This window comes from Erwinia persicina (genome assembly GCF_019844095.1).
GTDB lineage: Bacteria > Pseudomonadota > Gammaproteobacteria > Enterobacterales > Enterobacteriaceae > Erwinia > Erwinia persicina.
On record NZ_CP082141.1, the window covers coordinates 576672 to 593440 of the forward strand.

14 protein-coding genes and 4 pseudogenes are annotated in these 16769 nt (G+C 46.0%); 5 read left to right on the forward strand and 13 right to left on the reverse strand.

What is annotated here, in order from left to right:
- Positions 1-38: 38 nt before the first annotated feature.
- Together K6L24_RS02685 and K6L24_RS02690 are read left to right on the forward strand one after the other, a co-directional pair.
- Positions 39-686 (forward strand): hypothetical protein, encoded by a 648-nt coding sequence (locus K6L24_RS02685; protein WP_222681917.1) that lies wholly within the window; start codon positions 39-41, stop codon positions 684-686.
- A 192-nt stretch (positions 687-878) separates the two neighbouring features.
- Positions 879-1388: a hypothetical protein gene (locus K6L24_RS02690; protein ID WP_222681918.1), complete on the forward strand. Its 510-nt coding sequence runs from the start codon at positions 879-881 to the stop codon at positions 1386-1388.
- Between the two features lie 60 nt (positions 1389-1448).
- On the opposite strand, the gene K6L24_RS02695 is transcribed toward K6L24_RS02690, so the two are convergent.
- The 4 genes from K6L24_RS02695 to K6L24_RS02710 form a co-directional block, all read right to left on the reverse strand.
- Positions 1449-2237, reverse strand: coding sequence for a retron system putative HNH endonuclease (locus K6L24_RS02695; RefSeq protein ID WP_222681919.1), 789 nt, complete (start codon positions 2235-2237; stop codon positions 1449-1451).
- Positions 2224-4761, reverse strand: a complete 2538-nt coding sequence (locus tag K6L24_RS02700; RefSeq protein WP_222681920.1) for an N-6 DNA methylase — start codon at positions 4759-4761, stop codon at positions 2224-2226. Before K6L24_RS02700 ends, K6L24_RS02695 begins: the two co-directional genes overlap by 14 nt.
- A 42-nt stretch (positions 4762-4803) precedes the next feature.
- A complete protein-coding gene (locus tag K6L24_RS02705) occupies positions 4804-4992 on the reverse strand; it encodes a hypothetical protein (RefSeq protein WP_244578218.1) in 189 nt (62 codons plus the stop codon).
- Between the two features lie 91 nt (positions 4993-5083).
- Positions 5084-5203, reverse strand: coding sequence for a helix-turn-helix transcriptional regulator (locus K6L24_RS02710; RefSeq protein ID WP_097336610.1), 120 nt, complete (start codon positions 5201-5203; stop codon positions 5084-5086).
- Positions 5204-5837: 634 nt separating this feature from the next.
- Between K6L24_RS02710 and K6L24_RS02715 the strand changes: the two are divergent.
- Positions 5838-6958: pseudogene (locus tag K6L24_RS02715) on the forward strand (IS3 family transposase).
- Between the two features lie 197 nt (positions 6959-7155).
- Positions 7156-7818, forward strand: coding sequence for a hypothetical protein (locus K6L24_RS02720; protein WP_222681921.1), 663 nt, complete (start codon positions 7156-7158; stop codon positions 7816-7818).
- A gap of 71 nt (positions 7819-7889) precedes the next feature.
- Here the strand turns inward: K6L24_RS02720 and K6L24_RS02725 are convergent.
- Together K6L24_RS02725 and K6L24_RS02730 are read right to left on the reverse strand one after the other, a co-directional pair.
- Positions 7890-8292: pseudogene (locus K6L24_RS02725) on the reverse strand (AbiEi antitoxin N-terminal domain-containing protein); the annotation flags it as partial.
- 119 nt (positions 8293-8411) lie between these two features.
- A pseudogene (locus tag K6L24_RS02730) lies at positions 8412-8782 on the reverse strand (IncC plasmid conjugative DNA transfer DtrJ family protein); the annotation flags it as partial.
- Between K6L24_RS02730 and K6L24_RS02735 the strand changes: the two are divergent.
- Positions 8765-9372, forward strand: a pseudogene (locus K6L24_RS02735) (transposase); the annotation flags it as partial. The pseudogenes K6L24_RS02730 and K6L24_RS02735 sit on opposite strands and share 18 nt — an antisense overlap.
- 137 nt (positions 9373-9509) lie before the next feature.
- Here the strand turns inward: K6L24_RS02735 and K6L24_RS02740 are convergent.
- From K6L24_RS02740 to K6L24_RS02770, 7 genes are all read right to left on the reverse strand, one after another.
- Positions 9510-10772, reverse strand: a complete 1263-nt coding sequence (locus K6L24_RS02740) for a PTS galactitol transporter subunit IIC (RefSeq protein WP_222681922.1) — start codon at positions 10770-10772, stop codon at positions 9510-9512.
- 83 nt (positions 10773-10855) lie between these two features.
- Positions 10856-11851, reverse strand: coding sequence for a 2-hydroxyacid dehydrogenase (locus K6L24_RS02745; RefSeq protein WP_222682287.1), 996 nt, complete (start codon positions 11849-11851; stop codon positions 10856-10858).
- Between the two features lie 16 nt (positions 11852-11867).
- Positions 11868-12629, reverse strand: a complete 762-nt coding sequence (locus K6L24_RS02750; RefSeq protein ID WP_062744399.1) for an SDR family NAD(P)-dependent oxidoreductase — start codon at positions 12627-12629, stop codon at positions 11868-11870.
- 11 nt (positions 12630-12640) lie between these two features.
- On the reverse strand, positions 12641-14179 hold the full coding sequence (locus K6L24_RS02755) for an FGGY-family carbohydrate kinase (protein WP_222681923.1): 1539 nt from the start codon (positions 14177-14179) through the stop codon (positions 12641-12643).
- A gap of 20 nt (positions 14180-14199) precedes the next feature.
- Positions 14200-14751: a glycerol-3-phosphate responsive antiterminator gene (locus tag K6L24_RS02760; protein WP_222681924.1), complete on the reverse strand. Its 552-nt coding sequence runs from the start codon at positions 14749-14751 to the stop codon at positions 14200-14202.
- 14 nt (positions 14752-14765) lie between these two features.
- Complete coding sequence (locus tag K6L24_RS02765; RefSeq protein ID WP_222681925.1) at positions 14766-15557, reverse strand: class I fructose-bisphosphate aldolase; 792 nt, start codon at positions 15555-15557, stop codon at positions 14766-14768.
- A gap of 364 nt (positions 15558-15921) precedes the next feature.
- Positions 15922-16278 (reverse strand): DUF1294 domain-containing protein, encoded by a 357-nt coding sequence (locus K6L24_RS02770; RefSeq protein ID WP_222681926.1) that lies wholly within the window; start codon positions 16276-16278, stop codon positions 15922-15924.
- Between the last annotated feature and the right edge of the window lie 491 nt (positions 16279-16769).

The window sequence follows — 16769 nt, forward strand, 5'->3', positions numbered from 1 at the left end:
GACATTTATCTGACCTTGTGATCACAGAGGACCAGCAGGTGTCTATCCATAAGCTTTTTATTTCCGCCACAATGGATAGTGAATCCCTTGATTTATGGGGAGAAATAGTGGATGTACATGCGGAAGATCTCAAGATCGTTTTTATCGATGAGAGCAGAGATGTTATTCATCCGAGAGAGGGGGTCCCAGGGCAGAAGCACTACATTACCATCACTTATAATGAAATTCCGGGGATACTGAGGCTTTTTACTTTAGAAGGATGGCGCACTTTTTTACTTCAAGATAGCAAACTCTGTCGGTACAAACATATTTATGGGCTGTTTATTACTGAAGGCTTTCAGACAATAAGTTGGTATGTGCATCCATGGAAGGAGATACAGCCGGTGAGTGCTGGTGATGCAACAGCTATCACTAAGCCTTCAGTAACAAAAAGTATCATCAAATGTTGTTCAACAACTTTTCTTCCTCCAGATGCCATTGCCCCTTGGATACTTGAAACTTGTAGTGAGAAGACTGATGAAGCAATCAAGATATGGAAATTGCTAGGATGCCGAGAGTTGCTGAAATGTTTTGCAAATGACCTTTTTTTTGCTGACGAAATGATGGTGGGGCTTGCGGGAAAGCCTCCCAGAAAAATAGCATTCGGCGATGAGACGGCAGCGTTACCTGCTTTTGATATTATCTAGGAAGCGGCAAAGTGGATTTTTCTAGAGGGGAATGAAACTGAGCTGAAACATACGTTTTTGTCCAGCGAGCTGGCTAGAGAGTGGCCTTCAGACCTGAACTTTTGTGAGGGAGTGATGCTTCGACTCTCATCAGCTTTGGAGTCTGCACGGTTAATGTATAAGGCCCATATCAGGACTGGTGGTAAAGATACTATGAAATCCTTGGGTGATTTGCGGAAAACGCTGGCTGAAGATACACAAAAGATCATTCAGCAATCCCGAGATTTGTCCTCTTCCTTATGGAAAGATATGGCTCTTGTAATTAGTGTCTTGGTTATTCGCTACAGTCTGGATGCAGTAAAATCAGTTGGTTTGCAAAATATTTACGCTTTGGTTTTTTGTGCTATCGCGGTTTATATAGTTATTTCCTATGGAATGTCTGTCTATATTAATAGGCAAACAATTTCATTGCTTGAAAGAGTTAGAACCACCTGGAGAACTAAATTATACGGATTTCTGGATGAGCAGGATTATCAGGAACTGGCTAGACAACCTGTAAAAGATGCGATGGGATCATACTGCCGTGTGGAAAGAATGACTTCTACTGTAGTGATCCTCTTAGTGGTCATTCTGTTAATTGCTGCATGCAGTGAGTTTTGGTCAATCAGCACATTTTACAGATCAGTTCACGCTTGGTTCTCTGAGCTAGCATCGCCCCTGTAGTCGATTCTGCACTCTGCAAGAGGCTGCCAAAAGCAGCCTCTCTAACTAGTTGAAAGTATGTTAAATAGGTTGGGCTAAAACAAGCTCAGCCTGCTGACCTAAATAATATCGTGTTGCACTAAAAAAAGAGGGCCAATCACCTGCTCCATTTTTTCTAAAGAGTGATATGGCAATAAATCTAACAGCTTGCTCTACCGTTTGTCCCTTCTTCAGCCTTTCTGTGATTAAAATGTTGAGATTATTTAGAATAGCCTTTCGAAATCTAATTAATCGAGGGGAATTTAAATTCAATTCTTTAATTGTTTGGTGTGCCATTTCAACACTTATACCAAATTCTAAACAGGAATCTTCATTTACGGAAATTTGCCCCGAAGAACGATGAAACTTCCAGATATTTAATTCAGGTAAATTAAGTGGATTTAATATAATGGTATCTAAAATTTTGTCACTCTTTGGTACATCGCAAGAGTAATTTTTGGGATCAGCATCAAATCTTTGCCCAGGATTAACAACTTTACTTTGATTTCCGCCACAGCAAACAACTAACAAATTGCTCCATTTCAAAGCCCAATTAGGTTCTCCCTGTTCACGTTTAGATTTCGGATGAAAATGCTCAATACGGCAGTCATCTAATGCCCCATTAGTTCCAGACATTAAATCCTGTTCACAATATGCACATAAATTACCTTGGTCCGTACGTAATTGTTGTAGAGTTTCTTGATATCTGGCAATGCAACAACGGAAAGCCTCTTCAATTGAGTTTTTATCCCTCTCCCACAAAGCATTAGGATGAGTAGCCTTGAACACACCAAGTCGATTTGGCTCATCTAGCTTATTAATCTTTTTCATTGCCACGCTCGAACTCGCGAATTCGAATATCAGTTTCTAATTTTTGAAGCTCGTCTTCTGTCTGACCACCCCATTTATATAACTCTTTTTTGAGTTCTAATGCCTCATCGGTATCCCATTTGTCGGCCTCTACTAACTCCGTATAACGGTTTAGTTTTTTAACAATATCAAGATGTTGGGCGCGATTGTTACCACCTAAAACATCTTCCAACATTCTTGAGCTTTCAGAACCGTAAGTAGTAGTTCCTGTCACTAATTTTGCTTCGTTAGCATTGACGGAAACAATACGGATACAATCGGCTTTGATTGTTGTTAAGACTTGAGGACTATGTGTCGTGACAATAAACTGAATATTCTTAAACAGCTTAGTAAGATCATTTAAAATCTTTTGCTGCCATCTAGGGTGCAAGTGAAGTTCAATTTCATCAATTAAAACGATCCCATTAACTGTTAGCGGTTTCGGTTTGGTAGGATTAAGTAAATAAGCACGCCTCACTAGGTCAATGGTCAGGGATACCATATTTCTATACCCTTCACTTAGTTGTTCCAATGTAAGCTTTACGCACTCTCCCTGCTCATTTTTCCAATGAACCATAACATCGTTACTATTTTTGTCGAACTCCAAGCATGTAGCTCGATCAACAATCTGGTAAACAGCCTCTGAAACAAGTTTCTTAGCCGGATGAATGAATTTATGGTCTTTTAGTTCATCACGTTTTCGAAGCTCATCAACCTCTATTTTTGAAAACCAGTTCTTTAAGATGCCGTAGTTAACTTTAGCATCTAAAGCAAAGTCATAACCTTCCCCACGATTTTCTTTCTCGAATGGATTTATTGCAACTTTAGAACTGGTAGAAGTAAGAGCACGGTTAGTCCCATAATAAGCAATGAGTGGATATTCAGACTGACTATCTACAAGATGAGTAGCGTAGCTAGTTAATGCTGATGTTCCTATCTTAGGGGGCTCGGAAACATCAACCCCCTTTGCCACAAGATCCCAACTTAAACTTGATGTTGTTTCAATCGATATTCGAGCATAATTCGCGATTCCTTTTGAACTTATATGGATATCTGATTTTTTTATCAGTTTTCCTTTAGCATCAGGCATAGCAGTAAGGAAAGGACCAAGGCCACATGCTAATGCTTCTAATATCGAAGTTTTCCCGACGCCGTTCTCACCAACCAATACATTTAAAGAAGGATGTATCGAAACTTTAAAGTCAGAGTATCCTCTAAAATTTTTTAAAGAAACCTCACTGATTTTGAGATCTTTACGTACATAAAGAGACGGATCTAAATTAAAGTCTCTGTTTGCTATTTTGGTATGAGATGAACTAATACTAAATCGGCCATCTTTATGACAAGCCTCTACGATCTCATTTATATTTTTTGTTGTGAGGGTGTTTCGACCACGGGCAGGCTCGTAAAACAGTGAAGCATCTACAAATTTAATACTTCTGTTATTTATGTTACTTGTTCCTGAGTTGAGGACAAGAAGTACAGTTGAGATAGCCGTAGAGTAATAAATATTTTTAGGTAAAAGAATTACTTGTTCGATAATTCCGCGAGAGACTAAATACTCACGAACCTTTGCCTCAGAGCCTGCTCTTGTCAAAGCCCCAAGTGACATACCTACTAGTATCTTACCCCCCTCAGAAAGGGCTGGAAGCATTGATAATGTTATAAACCAATCACTTCTACTTTCTGGCAAGATTTCAGTAATATCCAGCCACTTATTACTTGTTTTATAGTAAATATTATTTCGAGTGGCTTTAGGAATTTTCATGCCAAAAGGTGGGAAAGAAACTATCAGATCATATTTATTTTCTTGATATAATGGTTGTGATAGGGAATCGCCGAAATAGTCTCGACCTTCTATTTTCCTGATGACTCTACTTATTACTAGTTTAAAGTAAGCATCTCTATTAATTTCTTGAGTATCAATCCTAACTTTTTCAATACCAGTATTGGCAAAAGGAAATGCTGTGTTTCCAGCACCTGCAAATGGGTCACATATTGACTTTGGTTGATAACTCAATCCTAATATTTTAACCAATAAGTTGACGTCTCTAGGGGTATAAAACTCACCTCCTGACTTACCTTCATTCTCGGCAAAAAGTAAATCCAGTTCTGATAAAGAAAGCGACGCTATTGCAGGGGTTTTATTGAGTAGACCATCTCTAATTGCATAACGAACAAAAGACTCATCAATATTGACAAATGAACGGAGTGTGTTTTCTAAATAATCAATTAAGAATTTAGATACGTCGCTATGAATCAATCCAAGTTGAACGGCATAGTTTACAAGATCGTAGGAATACTGGGCGATGACATTAAAAGAGTCGAACCTTTCTGCCTCAAAATGCTGACCTGTATTGGATTGAAGATAGCGTACGAAGAAGATTGAATACGCTAATGAGCGATAATTAGATATAGGTGATGCTCCTCGAACATAATCAAGGATCTTCCATATTTCTTTTGCCTGAGCTTTAGCAAGTTCTAGTTCTTCATGGTCATTTATCATTATTTATCTCATTTTAAAACGTAATAGATAGCCCAAAATCCTTTAGATATTCATATTTTTATTCTGCTTCATCATGTCGAAAATCAGCTCAACATAACTTGCCATAACTTGTGGATCCTTGAGCAACGTTCGGGCGATATCACCTTCTTTCAGTAGAGCTTGCACAACGGCTTGCTTCACTGCATGTGGCAAGTGGCCTTTGAGGGCTACCGACTTTTCATGTTTATCCACTTGATCAACCACGATTGGATTTTGTGATACTCGGGTAGCTTTGAGTCTTCTGACCTTCAATCCACATATCTAAATCCTCTCGTTTGAAGCGTCATGAGCCTTCAACCTTAAATCCCGGCAATTTGCCTTCGCTAGTCAACCTATACGCTGTTTTTTCTGCCAACTTTAAGTAAGCCACCACATCTTTCAAGGTTAAAGCTTTGTCATTCATTTCAGCGAGTTAGCCCTATAAAATTCGGCAGAGAATATTTATGATGAGAGAATATGGGAAAATTGGTGAATGAACAATACTGAAGGTTCGTATTTAACATCATTAGACTACTCCCCTTGTACATTTTAAGTGGGGTATTACGATCCCAGCTCAACGTGCATAATTCTTATCAGCCTCTGCTTTTTTCCTAACTTTCATCTCCGGCTGCATATGCGTTTAGTTCAACGATTGCTTGCCGCTAACATAGAGCTGGTCGTGTTTGAACCAGGATTTCCTGGTGTTAACTTGCAGCTACGTGAGGGCAGTTTCGCACTTTGACGCTTGCTCTAATTGTTACATCGGTGGAGGCATACTAGCTCAGTGAGTTGTTGGCAAGAAAGCATTTCAGTTTTTTCATGATGCTATATCTACTGGGCGGCTGAAGTCTCAGGTACTACATGCCATACAATAGCGTTCACCGTGGTAATCGTCGCTACAATGCCAGTCTGCTTTGAGTATCTGCCACGTAAAAGCGTAACTTACGAATTCGTCTGGCTGCCTTTGCATCAAGATTTGCATAAAGCTGACCTGCTCCCCGTTGATTAATACACCACGATGTTAGTAATGTCTTCATAAGCCACATGAGGACATCCCCATGAAGAAGCGTTTTTCCGACGAACAGATCATCAGTATCCTCCGCGAGGCTGAAGCCGGGGTTTCTGCCCGTGAACTCTGCCGCAAGCACGCCATTTCCGACGCCACCTTTTACACCTGGCGTAAGAAGTATGGCGGTATGGAGGTGCCCGAGGTTAAGCGCCTGAAGTCGCTTGAGGAAGAGAACGCCAGGCTCAAGAAGCTGCTTGCCGAAGCCATGCTGGATAAGGAGGCGCTTCAGGTGGCTCTGGGGCGAAAGTACTGACGACAGACCAGAAGCGGGAAGCCGTGATGTTGATGTGTGATGTGACCGGTCTGTCGCAACGTCGTGCCTGCAGGCTTACAGGTTTGTCCCTGTCGACCTGCCGTTATGATGATCAGCGTCCGGCTGCTGATGCACATTTATCAGGGCGTATTACTGAGCTGGCGCTTGAACGCAGACGTTTTGGTTATCGGCACATCTGGCAGTTGCTGCGTAGGGAGGGCCTTCACGTCAATCACAAGCGGGTATACCGTATTTACCACCTTAATGGACTGAGCGTAAAACGCAGACGACGCCGTTAAGGGCTGGCGACCGAACGGTTTCCGCTTCTTCGCCCGGATGCGCCGAACCTTACATGGTCGATGGATTTTGTTATGGACGCACTGGCCAACGGTCGCAGGATCAAGTGCCTGACCTGTGTGAATGATTTCACGAAGGAGTGTCTGACGATCACCGCTGCTTTCGGTATTTCAGGCGTTCAGGTCACGCGTATTCTGGACAGCATCGCGTTGTTTCGGGGCTATCCGGCGACAATAAGAACAGATCAGGGCCCGGAATTTACCTGCCGCGCGCTCGATCAATGGGCCTTTGAGCATGATGTGGAACTACGGCTTATCCAGCCAGGTAAGCCAACGCAGAACGGATTTATTGAGAGTTTTAACGGACGCTTTCGCGATGAATGCCGGAATGAACACTGGTTTAACGATATCAGCCATGCCAGGAAAACCATCAGTGAATGGCGTCAGGATTATAACGAGTGTCGCCCGCACTCCACGCTGAATTATCGGACGCCGTCTGAATTTGCGGCGGCCTGGCGAAAGGGTAATTCTGAGAGTGAAGGATCCGACATTACTAACTGAGCGTTGTATCTAATCCCGGGGGCAGGTCAATAAATGTTGTGATGGCTTGCATAAGCGCTTTTTCTTCCGTTCTGGTGCATTGAGTACCATGCAACGATCTGCGTGAAGATTTCAGCCAGAAATTGAAAATACGATTACCAGGTTTATGTTGTTCTGCTTTATCCTGATATACGGTTTAATTTTGTGAGGGATAGGCTATGGATAAAATATTGGATATAGTGAACGGATGGCTCATTTCTGCTGTGTCTAGCGGTGCATTGCAGATAAAACAGATTCTTCTCTTTATTTTTATTGCAGGACCATTGGCTCTTGTTATATGGAGAATACGAGGGGTTCTCGGATTTTTTAATGAAGTCAGGAACTCTAAATTAAATGAGCTGCAGCGCCTTCTGGATAGCCACGAGTTATCGGATGAAGTAAGTGCCTGTATCAAAGAGGATATTAAGAGAATAACCAGCTATCGCATGACTGGAATTTCTGATGTAGCCAGTCAAAAAATTATTTTGCGACTATTCGTAGATCACAGTGATTTAATATCTGTCGGTTTCTTCAAGAAGTTCAGAGCATTTTTGCTAATTAAAGATAAAACTCTTGTTTTCAAGAAAGGGTTTTCTTTCTGGTTTGGGAACGGCATGTATGCTTTGTTTTCGCTTCAGTTTTTATTTCTCGCCATTTTTTCTTTAATATTACCTAGTTATAGGCATGAGTATATTCCATTTTGGGGGTGTTTGATATTATATACAGTCGCTGTAGTCATGTTCCTTTTCTTTATTGGTTTTGGAAAAATGATACCTCGGCCTGAGGAATGTAAATTACTAAGTAAGATACTACAGACTCAATATAATAATTCATCTGAATGATTTATTGATGATGGGCGAGCACTTATACTTTTCGAACGCCCACACGCCTAGATACAGTCAGCCTAACTCCCGTACTTCTCATCTAGTTGAGGAAGCTTCAGAGCTGATACTATCAGCCACTCACCGCCTGGCAATTCTTTAAATCATTTGGGTAATATCGTTTTTTTCAACGGTAAGCCAGCATTGGCTCTGCTTTAGTTGTATGTAATGGGAACTGCCCTGCCAAGAGAGACTATTCAGCCCGGCCAGATGCACCGGCGCTTCAAGCTGGCTTTGCAGATACCATAGCGCATCACTCCAGCCCGGTTCTCGTCCTGCGCGCGCATAAACGCCAGCCCGCAGTTTTTTCAGCCAGCCACTTTGCTCATATTTAAAGGCCAGAGAAGGCGATATGCTGTTCCGGGGTAGCCAGGATTGTAAAACCAGGCTTCCCGGAGAGGTGTTTTGCAACAGCCAGTTTATTTTTGATGGCATAGATTCACACAGGGTGTAACTATAATAAAAAAGTAAACTATTTGGCGAGTGAAAAGCCAATGTACGGTGTCTGTCACAGCATAAATATTGCCAACGATAGTGGGCTGGGAATGATTGCATCAGACGTGTTTTTTGAAAGATCCGCCCGTAATGGATACTGCCAGCCATTCCTTACCGCCGCTAGTATACACACATATTCAGGTACAAGAAAAATCGACACCGTCAGCCAAATCACTCCCACCGCTATCAAGCTGAATGAAATCATGCGCCTGGCATGGTGATAAACAAACCCGGACTCATGGCCTGCATCGAATCGCCGTAAGTCACTACGTACCAGCCCGTCAAGAAGCCCGACAACGATAATCAGCGCAAACAGTGGCATCGCCTGCAACAGAATCGTCAGGCGTAGTAGAAAGGGAAGGGTAACATTGCCTGCAGACAGTAACGTGTAACGGCTCCCCTTAGTGACCGTCTCCACGAGGCCGAAGCCGGGGTTTCATCCCGAGAGTTCTGCCGCAAACATGCTATTTCAGACGCCATCTTTTACACCTGGCGTAAGAAGTTTGGCTACATGGAAGTGCCGGAAGTTAAGCGGCTTAAGTTACTTGAAGAGGAGAATGCCCGACTCAAGAAGCTGCTCGCCAAAACCATACTCAATAAGGAGGCGCTTCAGCTGGCTCCTGGGCGAAAGTACTGACGACAGACCAGAAGCGGGAAGCCGTGGATTTGATGTGTGATGCGACCGGTCTGTCGCTACGTCGTGCCTTCAGGCTTACATGCTTGTCCCTATCGACCTGCCGCTATGAAGCTCAGCGTCCAACGGCTGATGCTCATTCCTCAGCGCGCATCACTGAGCTGGCACTGGAGCGCAGGCATTTAGGTTACCGCCGCATCTGGCAGTTACTGCGCCGTGAAAGCCTTCATGTTAATCACAAGCGTGTGTACCGCTTTTATCATCTGAACGTGCTAAGTGTAAAACGCAGACGACGTCATAAAGGGCTGGCAATGGAACGTCTGCCGCTGCTCCTCCCGGCGGCGCCCAACCTGACCTTGTCGATGGATTTCGTCATCTATGCACTGCCCTCCGCACCAAAATGATATAAGTATTGAAGCCACCAGAATGTGTTTTTTACCCATCAACATTCAGTAACGCGATGAGCAATCTCTCACATCACCCATTTATTACCCTCTGCCTGTTTCCAGGCAGAGCGCTATCGTCAGGGCGCAGAGCTAAACAACTCTCCGAATTTCACCGCCAGCCAGCCGACTGGGGTGGTCGCACCGCCGACAATATTGGTAATTTCGGACATACCCTCGGGAACCGGAATATGGGAGTTCACTGCCGCCTGAGTGTACTCTTTCGAAATGTCCGTCCCGACGTACAGCGTACAGGTGATGATCAGCGTGCCGGTAATAAACATGCGGAACATGTTGCGCCGGCAGAATGGCGTCACCATTGCCAGCAGGAACATCAGTGAAGCGAGATCGACAAACGGCAGCACGCGGTTACCCGGCAGAATGATGGACAGTACGACCGCCATCGGGATTAACAGCAGGCCGGTAGCCAGCACTGACGGTTCACCAATCAGCAGGGCGGTATCCATACCGATATAGAAGTCACGGCCGGGGAATTTTGCTTTCAGTTTGGCTTCTGCAGCATCGCGAACGATCAACAGCCCCTGCACCAGGATGTCGATCATCTTCGGCAGTAACAGCATGGCGGCCGATACCTTAATCGCCAGGGAAACGGCGGCGGAGATAGGATATCCGGCAAGAAACGCCAGCATCAGGCCCAGAACAAAACCCAGCGTCAGTGGTTCTCCAAATACACCAAACTTTTTATTGATGCTTTCCGGGTTGAAGTTGATTTTATTAATAAAGGGAATTTTATCGATAATATAATTACAGGCAATACCAAAAGGAACGTAAGCAATGCAGGTCAGGTGGGGAAATGAAATACCCTTGAGGTTATAGTTTTTTTGCAAGTAAGGGGCGGTCATGTCTGCCGCTACCAGCGTCAGAATAAATATCCCGAAGGTGATCCCCACTGAAAGCCAGTAGTTGCCGGTGCCTGCATAAACCACTGAACCCATAATCAAAAATATCCAGTAGTTAAAAATATCAATATTGACGGTTCGGGTTATTTTCAGCAGCAACATGACCAGATTGATTATGATAAAGCCGATGACCACGGGTAACATTAACGGGGATCCCCAGCCGATAGTCGATGCGGTCGGCCATCCGGTATCCACCACCGTCAGCGTCAGGCCAATACGCTCTACCATCGCCTGTGAAACCGGGCCAATACTGGTCAGTAGCAGGCCGATGACCAGCCCAACGCCTTCAAAACCGATCCCGACCAGCATGCCGGCTTTAAATGCGGTACCGGGCTTGACCCCAAAACACAGGGCAATAATAAAAAATATGATGGGCATCATGACTGATGCCCCCAGATTAATAATGCTGTTAATAATATCCATGATAATTCCTTAATCAGAGGCCCGGCCGGGCGCGCGTGTCTCCGTGCCTGACCGGGAAGATAAAGATCGACGAGTTATCGGCGTTAATTTATTTTTCTGAGTAACATCTCAGAAAATAACTTCGGTGAGTGGCTGAACGCATCAATGGTACTGCCTGCGATATGTGGCGTAATGGTGACATTTTTCAGGGAATAGAAATCGCTGTCATCAGGCAGCGGTTCATGATCAAAGGTATCCAGTGCGGCACCCATGATCTCGCCTGCCTTTAACGCCGCAATAAGATCCTGTTCATTAATTAAACCCGATCGCGCTGTATTGACTATAATTGCGCTCCGTTTCATTAATCTGAAGTGGTGAGCGTTGATAAGATGCGTGGTTTCCGGCGTCAGGCGCGCGTGTAGCGACACCACATCGGCGCGTTTTACCAGCTCATCCAGCGAGTCGACTTTTTCATAACATTCATCACCGGCTACGTATTTGTCATAGAAAATAATCTGCGTACCAAAGCCCCTGAGAAAGCCTGCAACCAGGCGGGCAATGTGGCCCAGCCCCACCAGGCCTATCACCTTGCCGCCCAGCTCGGGAATGGCCTGCTGATTAGGCATTTTTGCCCGCCAGCTTTTATCGCGCAGCGCGTCACAGGAGCGTGCTATGTTGCGCATTTCCGCCAGTATCATCCCGACGGTAAATTCAGCCACGCTGCGTGCATTACGCCCCGGTGTATTCATCACTTCAATGCCACGTGCACTGGCAGCCTCCTGATTGACGTTTTCCACGCCGCCACGCAGTACGCCGATGATTTTCAGCTTTGGGAGTTTATTCAGCACTGCCGTGTTGACCGGCGCAAACTGAACGATGAGGATGTCGACATCTTCTGCATCCTGCAGCAGTGAATCAGGTAACATCACGGCTTCTGAACCGTGCTGTTCAACCTGCAAATTATCCTGCTGCAACTTTTCTACCGACGGGTGCGACCATTCGCGCACGTCTACCTCAATGCCGCTATCGCGGAGCGCCTTCAGCCCGTTTTCCATCATCGTGGTATTAATAAAAAGATCGGCTATCGCCAGACATTTCATAGTCATTCTCCAAAATTTAACGCATCAACATACCGCCAGTGACATCCACAGTTGCTCCCGTCATGTAGCTGGTTTTAGGCGAAACCATAAAGACACCGATGTCGGCAATCTCATCGGGTCGTGCCACCCGGCCCACGGGAATACGGCTGAGGTAATAGTCAGGATTCTGTTCAATGTGGCTCTGGATCATTTCGGTATCCATAAGCCCGACGGCAATGTTGTTCACATTGATGTTTTGCCTGGCGACTTCGCGCGCCAGTGAGATTGAAAAGGCCACCAGGCCGGCTTTACTGGCCGCATAGTGTGCATGGCCCGTTGTGGAACCATGGAACGCGGCCTGAGAAGTAATGTTCAGAATGCTGCCCGCCTGATCCCGTTCACGGCAGTGGTTCACAAACAGCTGGCTGAGATGGAAGACGGCTTTCAGGTTGACGTTCATGACCCGGTCCCAGTCGTAATGGGTTAATTCGCTGACATAGCCGCTTAACCAGATCCCGGCGTTATTCACCAGAATGTCGGCCTTACCCAGTTTCTCAATGCAGGTGGTGAACAGCTGATGACGGCTCTGTTCGTCGGAGAGATCGGTTTTCACAGCCATGATCTCCACCGGGGTTGTTGCTTTCACCTGTTCAATCAGCTGCCGCGCACGGGATTCGTTACGCTGCCAGGTAAAACAGATGTTGACCCCTTCCTTCGCCAGTGACAAAACCAGCGCTTTGCCCAGCCCGGATGCGCCTCCGGTGACGATAGCCGTACGATTTTTTAAGTTCAGATCCATGCTTTCCTCGCTTAATGTGAAACGTAATTGCTGCAGCTTTTCCAGGGAGACTGCATCTCCGATAACAGGTTTTTATAAAGCTGGTATTTGTCGTGGTAGATCTGTTGTCTGGCAGGGTTGGGGATTACGGTTCGCGCGACATGGACCATCTCACTGGACGCCGCAAAAACGTCGTCGAACCAGCCGACCATGACGGCGGCCGTCATGGCGGTGCCTAATGTGCCGTGTTCTTTGACGTCGACAATCTCGAGCGTGGACTGGAAGATATCCGCGAACAGCTGGAGCCACACCGGGGAGTGGGTAACCCCACCGGCAATACGGATGGTTCGGCTTAACGCCGGGTTGAGGTGGCGGAGACGCTCAGTGTGATAAAGGTGACTAAACGCCACGCCCTCATAAATCGCCCGCAGGAAGTGCGCTTTTTTATGGAAGCTGTTCACACCGATAAATCCGGCTGAGGCATCGGCAATGGTGTTAGAACCAAATACGAACGGGAAGAACAGCAGGTGACTTTCTTCGGGGGTGGTTGAGGAGAAAAGTGTGTTGCACAGGTCGTATACGGAGATGCCCTCTGCGGCCGCTTTTTCGCGTTCGCTCTCCATAAAATTATTAATGAACCACTCCAGATTGCTGGCAGAGGTTGGGCTGGCTTCGGTGATCAGCCATTTTCCCTCAATCGGGTAAATTGACGTCATAAACAGCGCTTTATCGATAACCGGACGATCGGTGACGTACTCGTTGATACTCCACGTCCCGGTGATGATAGCCAGCTTATCGAGGCTGTTGATCCCGCAGGCAACAGAGGAGGCAGAAATATCGAATACGCCACCGGACACCGGCGTTCCCGCCTGCAGGCCAGTCAGACGGGCCACTTCCGCGGAGATGGTGCCGCAACAGTCTGTGGAGCGTTTAATCGGCGGCAATTTATTGCGCACATCGGCCAGGCCCCACCAGGTGAGCAACTCATCATCATAATCACGCTCACGTACATTGATCAGGCTGGTACCCGAAAGATCGGTGAGTTCGAGGAAGGCTTCTCCGGTCAGGTAAAAGCGGATCAGATCTTTCACCATAAAAATCGTGTGCGTTTTATGCAGTGATTCAGGTTCGTGCTGTTTCAGCCAGGCCAGCAGCGCAACGGGTTGTCCGGCCCAGATGGACTGCATGGTCTTAGGCAGAATATGAGACATAAACTCAGGCGAGTTCTGCCATTTCTCCACGAGCTGCTTTGCCCGGCTGTCGGTAGAGATAATGCCATGACGAACCGGGCGCCCCCTTTCATCAACCAGATAGAGCCCGTTGCCATGGCCGGTGATAGCAATACCTTTGATCTGTCTGGCATCGATACCTGACTGCTGAAGGGCCTGTTTGATCACCTCAAGGTTGGCTGCCCATAGTTCGTCGATATCACGTTCAGTATGGTGTGGTCTGGGGGTTAACATTTGCGTTGATTTTGCCGCACTGGCCACGGCCTTGCCTGTGCGATCGTAGATAGCGGCCTTGGTAAAGGTACCGCCATTATCAATGCCCATGACGTATTCATCATTCATTAGCGTGCACTCCGTATTGGTTACCATAAGCCAGGTTCGCTGGTGGTTATTCCTTTAAACCCGGCATGGAATATCTTATCGACAAGATATTGCCGCTTAACAAATCCCCCCGCGATGAATACCACGTCAAAGCCTTTTAAATTCCGGCTAATCAACGCCAGGCACTGGCAGGCATATTCAGCAGGTAAAATTTCTATTGCATCGGGAGGGTTATGTTTAACAATCTCGATTGACTGATCCAGCGATCGCGAATCGATGAGTAAAACCCGAAAAATAGTCAGTAATCCCTCTTTTTTGGCATGGCGCAATGCTGAAAGGTTAGAGGAAATAACACCATCGACCTTATAGTAGGTTTTTAGCAGGTTGATCCCCGCAGGGTCAGGTTTAAATCCACCGAGCAAATCCAGGTGAATTAATACTTTTTTACCCCCCTGATGACATTTGCCAATCAGGGATTGCAGGTTGCCGATATTGGCTTCTGACAGAAGCACATATTCCGATGCGCTGGACAGCGCTTTATCAAAGTTTTTATATTTCCTGATGGAGGGAATGATGGTGTTATTTAAGAACATAGTGATATCCGATGTTATCTGGCCATATAAAGGCTGTATGCGTCTTCCGCCGTCGCGTTTTCATGGATAATGGCATTGAGGCCGGCCACCACTTTTTCAGGCTGTGGATCCTGAGTGATATTGCGCCCCACGGCCACGCCTTTTGCCCCTGCCTGCATACAGTGTTGAACGAACGTAAAGTAACCGCTGATATCTGTTTTAGGGCCGCCGAGCGCCAGGACAGGGACGCCTGCTGCTTCGACAATCAGGTGGTCATCGGCAGTCCCTGTGAAGCGTGTTTTGATGACGTCAGCACCCAGTTCTACCGCCGCTCTGGCCGATGCGGCAATGACGGTCGGGTTGTTAGAATCATCATTGGTTACGGCATATCCGTAGGGAAGTGACTCCACAATCAGGGGCATATTCCAGCGATCTGCCGCCCGGGCGAGTTGCATTGCCATAACGTGGGTTTTCTCTTCGTTAAACGCGCCCGGGAAGGTCATGCAAACCACGCCTTCAGCCGCGACTTTCAGTGCGTCTTCAACGGAGAAGACGGGGGTGGTATCCGGTACGCTATTATCAAAAATACTTACCGTACTATCGACGCGTAATATCACCGGAACGTTATTCAGTGCAGCTGGAAAATTTTTCAGCATGCCATAAGACACCAGCGCGCAGTCCAGACCCTTTTCAACCAGAGCAGGAAGCTGGTTTATCGTATTATCTATTCCTTCTGTTTTAATTGAGAAATGGTGACCATCCAGTGCTAACGTGACGGATTTACCATCTTTTGCAAAAATTCTTGAGAGACGACGCTGTTTAGACATTTAATGACTCCTCGGTAATAAAAAATAAAAAAAGCCCTCAGAGACAAAAATGTCTCTGAGGGCTGTCAATTCACTTACCCTGATAATAATGATTCGGTGACCCAAAACATTACTGTATGGTTTTCCGGCTGATGAGAAGCGTTTATATTTATTTTAAATCTAAACTCATTCTCACGCGTCGTTAATAACTAGCATCTCCCTAAACACTCTGTCCAGTCGTAATACATAAAATGAGATGTTCATCACGGCCGTGTCTGGATGAATAACCTGCTTCCCTGGTAACAAAACGGCCCGGTTAAACGCCGCAAAAAAGGGGGAGCGGGGCGCTGATGGCTTGCAGACGCGCTGTGCATTCAGGGATTAATCAGCCCGAAACGAGCGTGAATAAGGCCGGAGAGAAATGATATATCGCGATCATCCCCACCACATTCAGCACCACACTGATGATGAAGTACGTTTTAAAGGGCTGCTTCTGCGTTTTATGGCGAAAGCGTTGCTGACCGGCAATCGCGCCGGGCCATCCTCCCAGCAAGCCAAAGACCAGCAAGGTGGACTCCGGTACCCGCCGCCAGCTTTTGCGGGCAGCCAGTTTATCTCCGCCGTAGATCAGAAATGTCAGTGTGCTGGCCAGCAGGAACCACATCACCACTGGGTGAGGCAGAAATGCGCTGCCGGTGGCCGCCAGGGCCAGCAGCAGGTAACAGAACAGATTCAGTGTCATTCAATAAGCCTGTAAGTAGAGCCGTTCAGCCCGGTGGACTCTTTTCGGAAGTGGATATCATAATGAATAACAGCATGTGGTGTAAGTCTCCCATCAAAACGGCCCATTCACGTTCAGAGATCTTCCTGCATACTGATTATGTCACCTGAGAAGATCGCTATGCGTAAGATACGATTCATCGGGCACCCGATCATCGCCGTCCCGAAATCCGTCGATATCAAAAAACTTCTCACAGATGAAGCAACACGAAAAAGCCGCTGCCATAATAAGTTTTAATAAGTGCGGTTAATATTATTTTAGCACAAATAGTTTCCTGAATTTTTTAAGGTCTTCTAAACGGCCTGATGATTTTTAATGGGTTTTAAGCCATCCTCACTTTAACTATTTATAGTTTCTTTACCTGATAATCAGTATATTTTCTGAAAATTTATATTTTTTTTCGCAAAAAATACTTGACCTTCCAGGCGTGGTAAGTCGGATAAATACGGCAG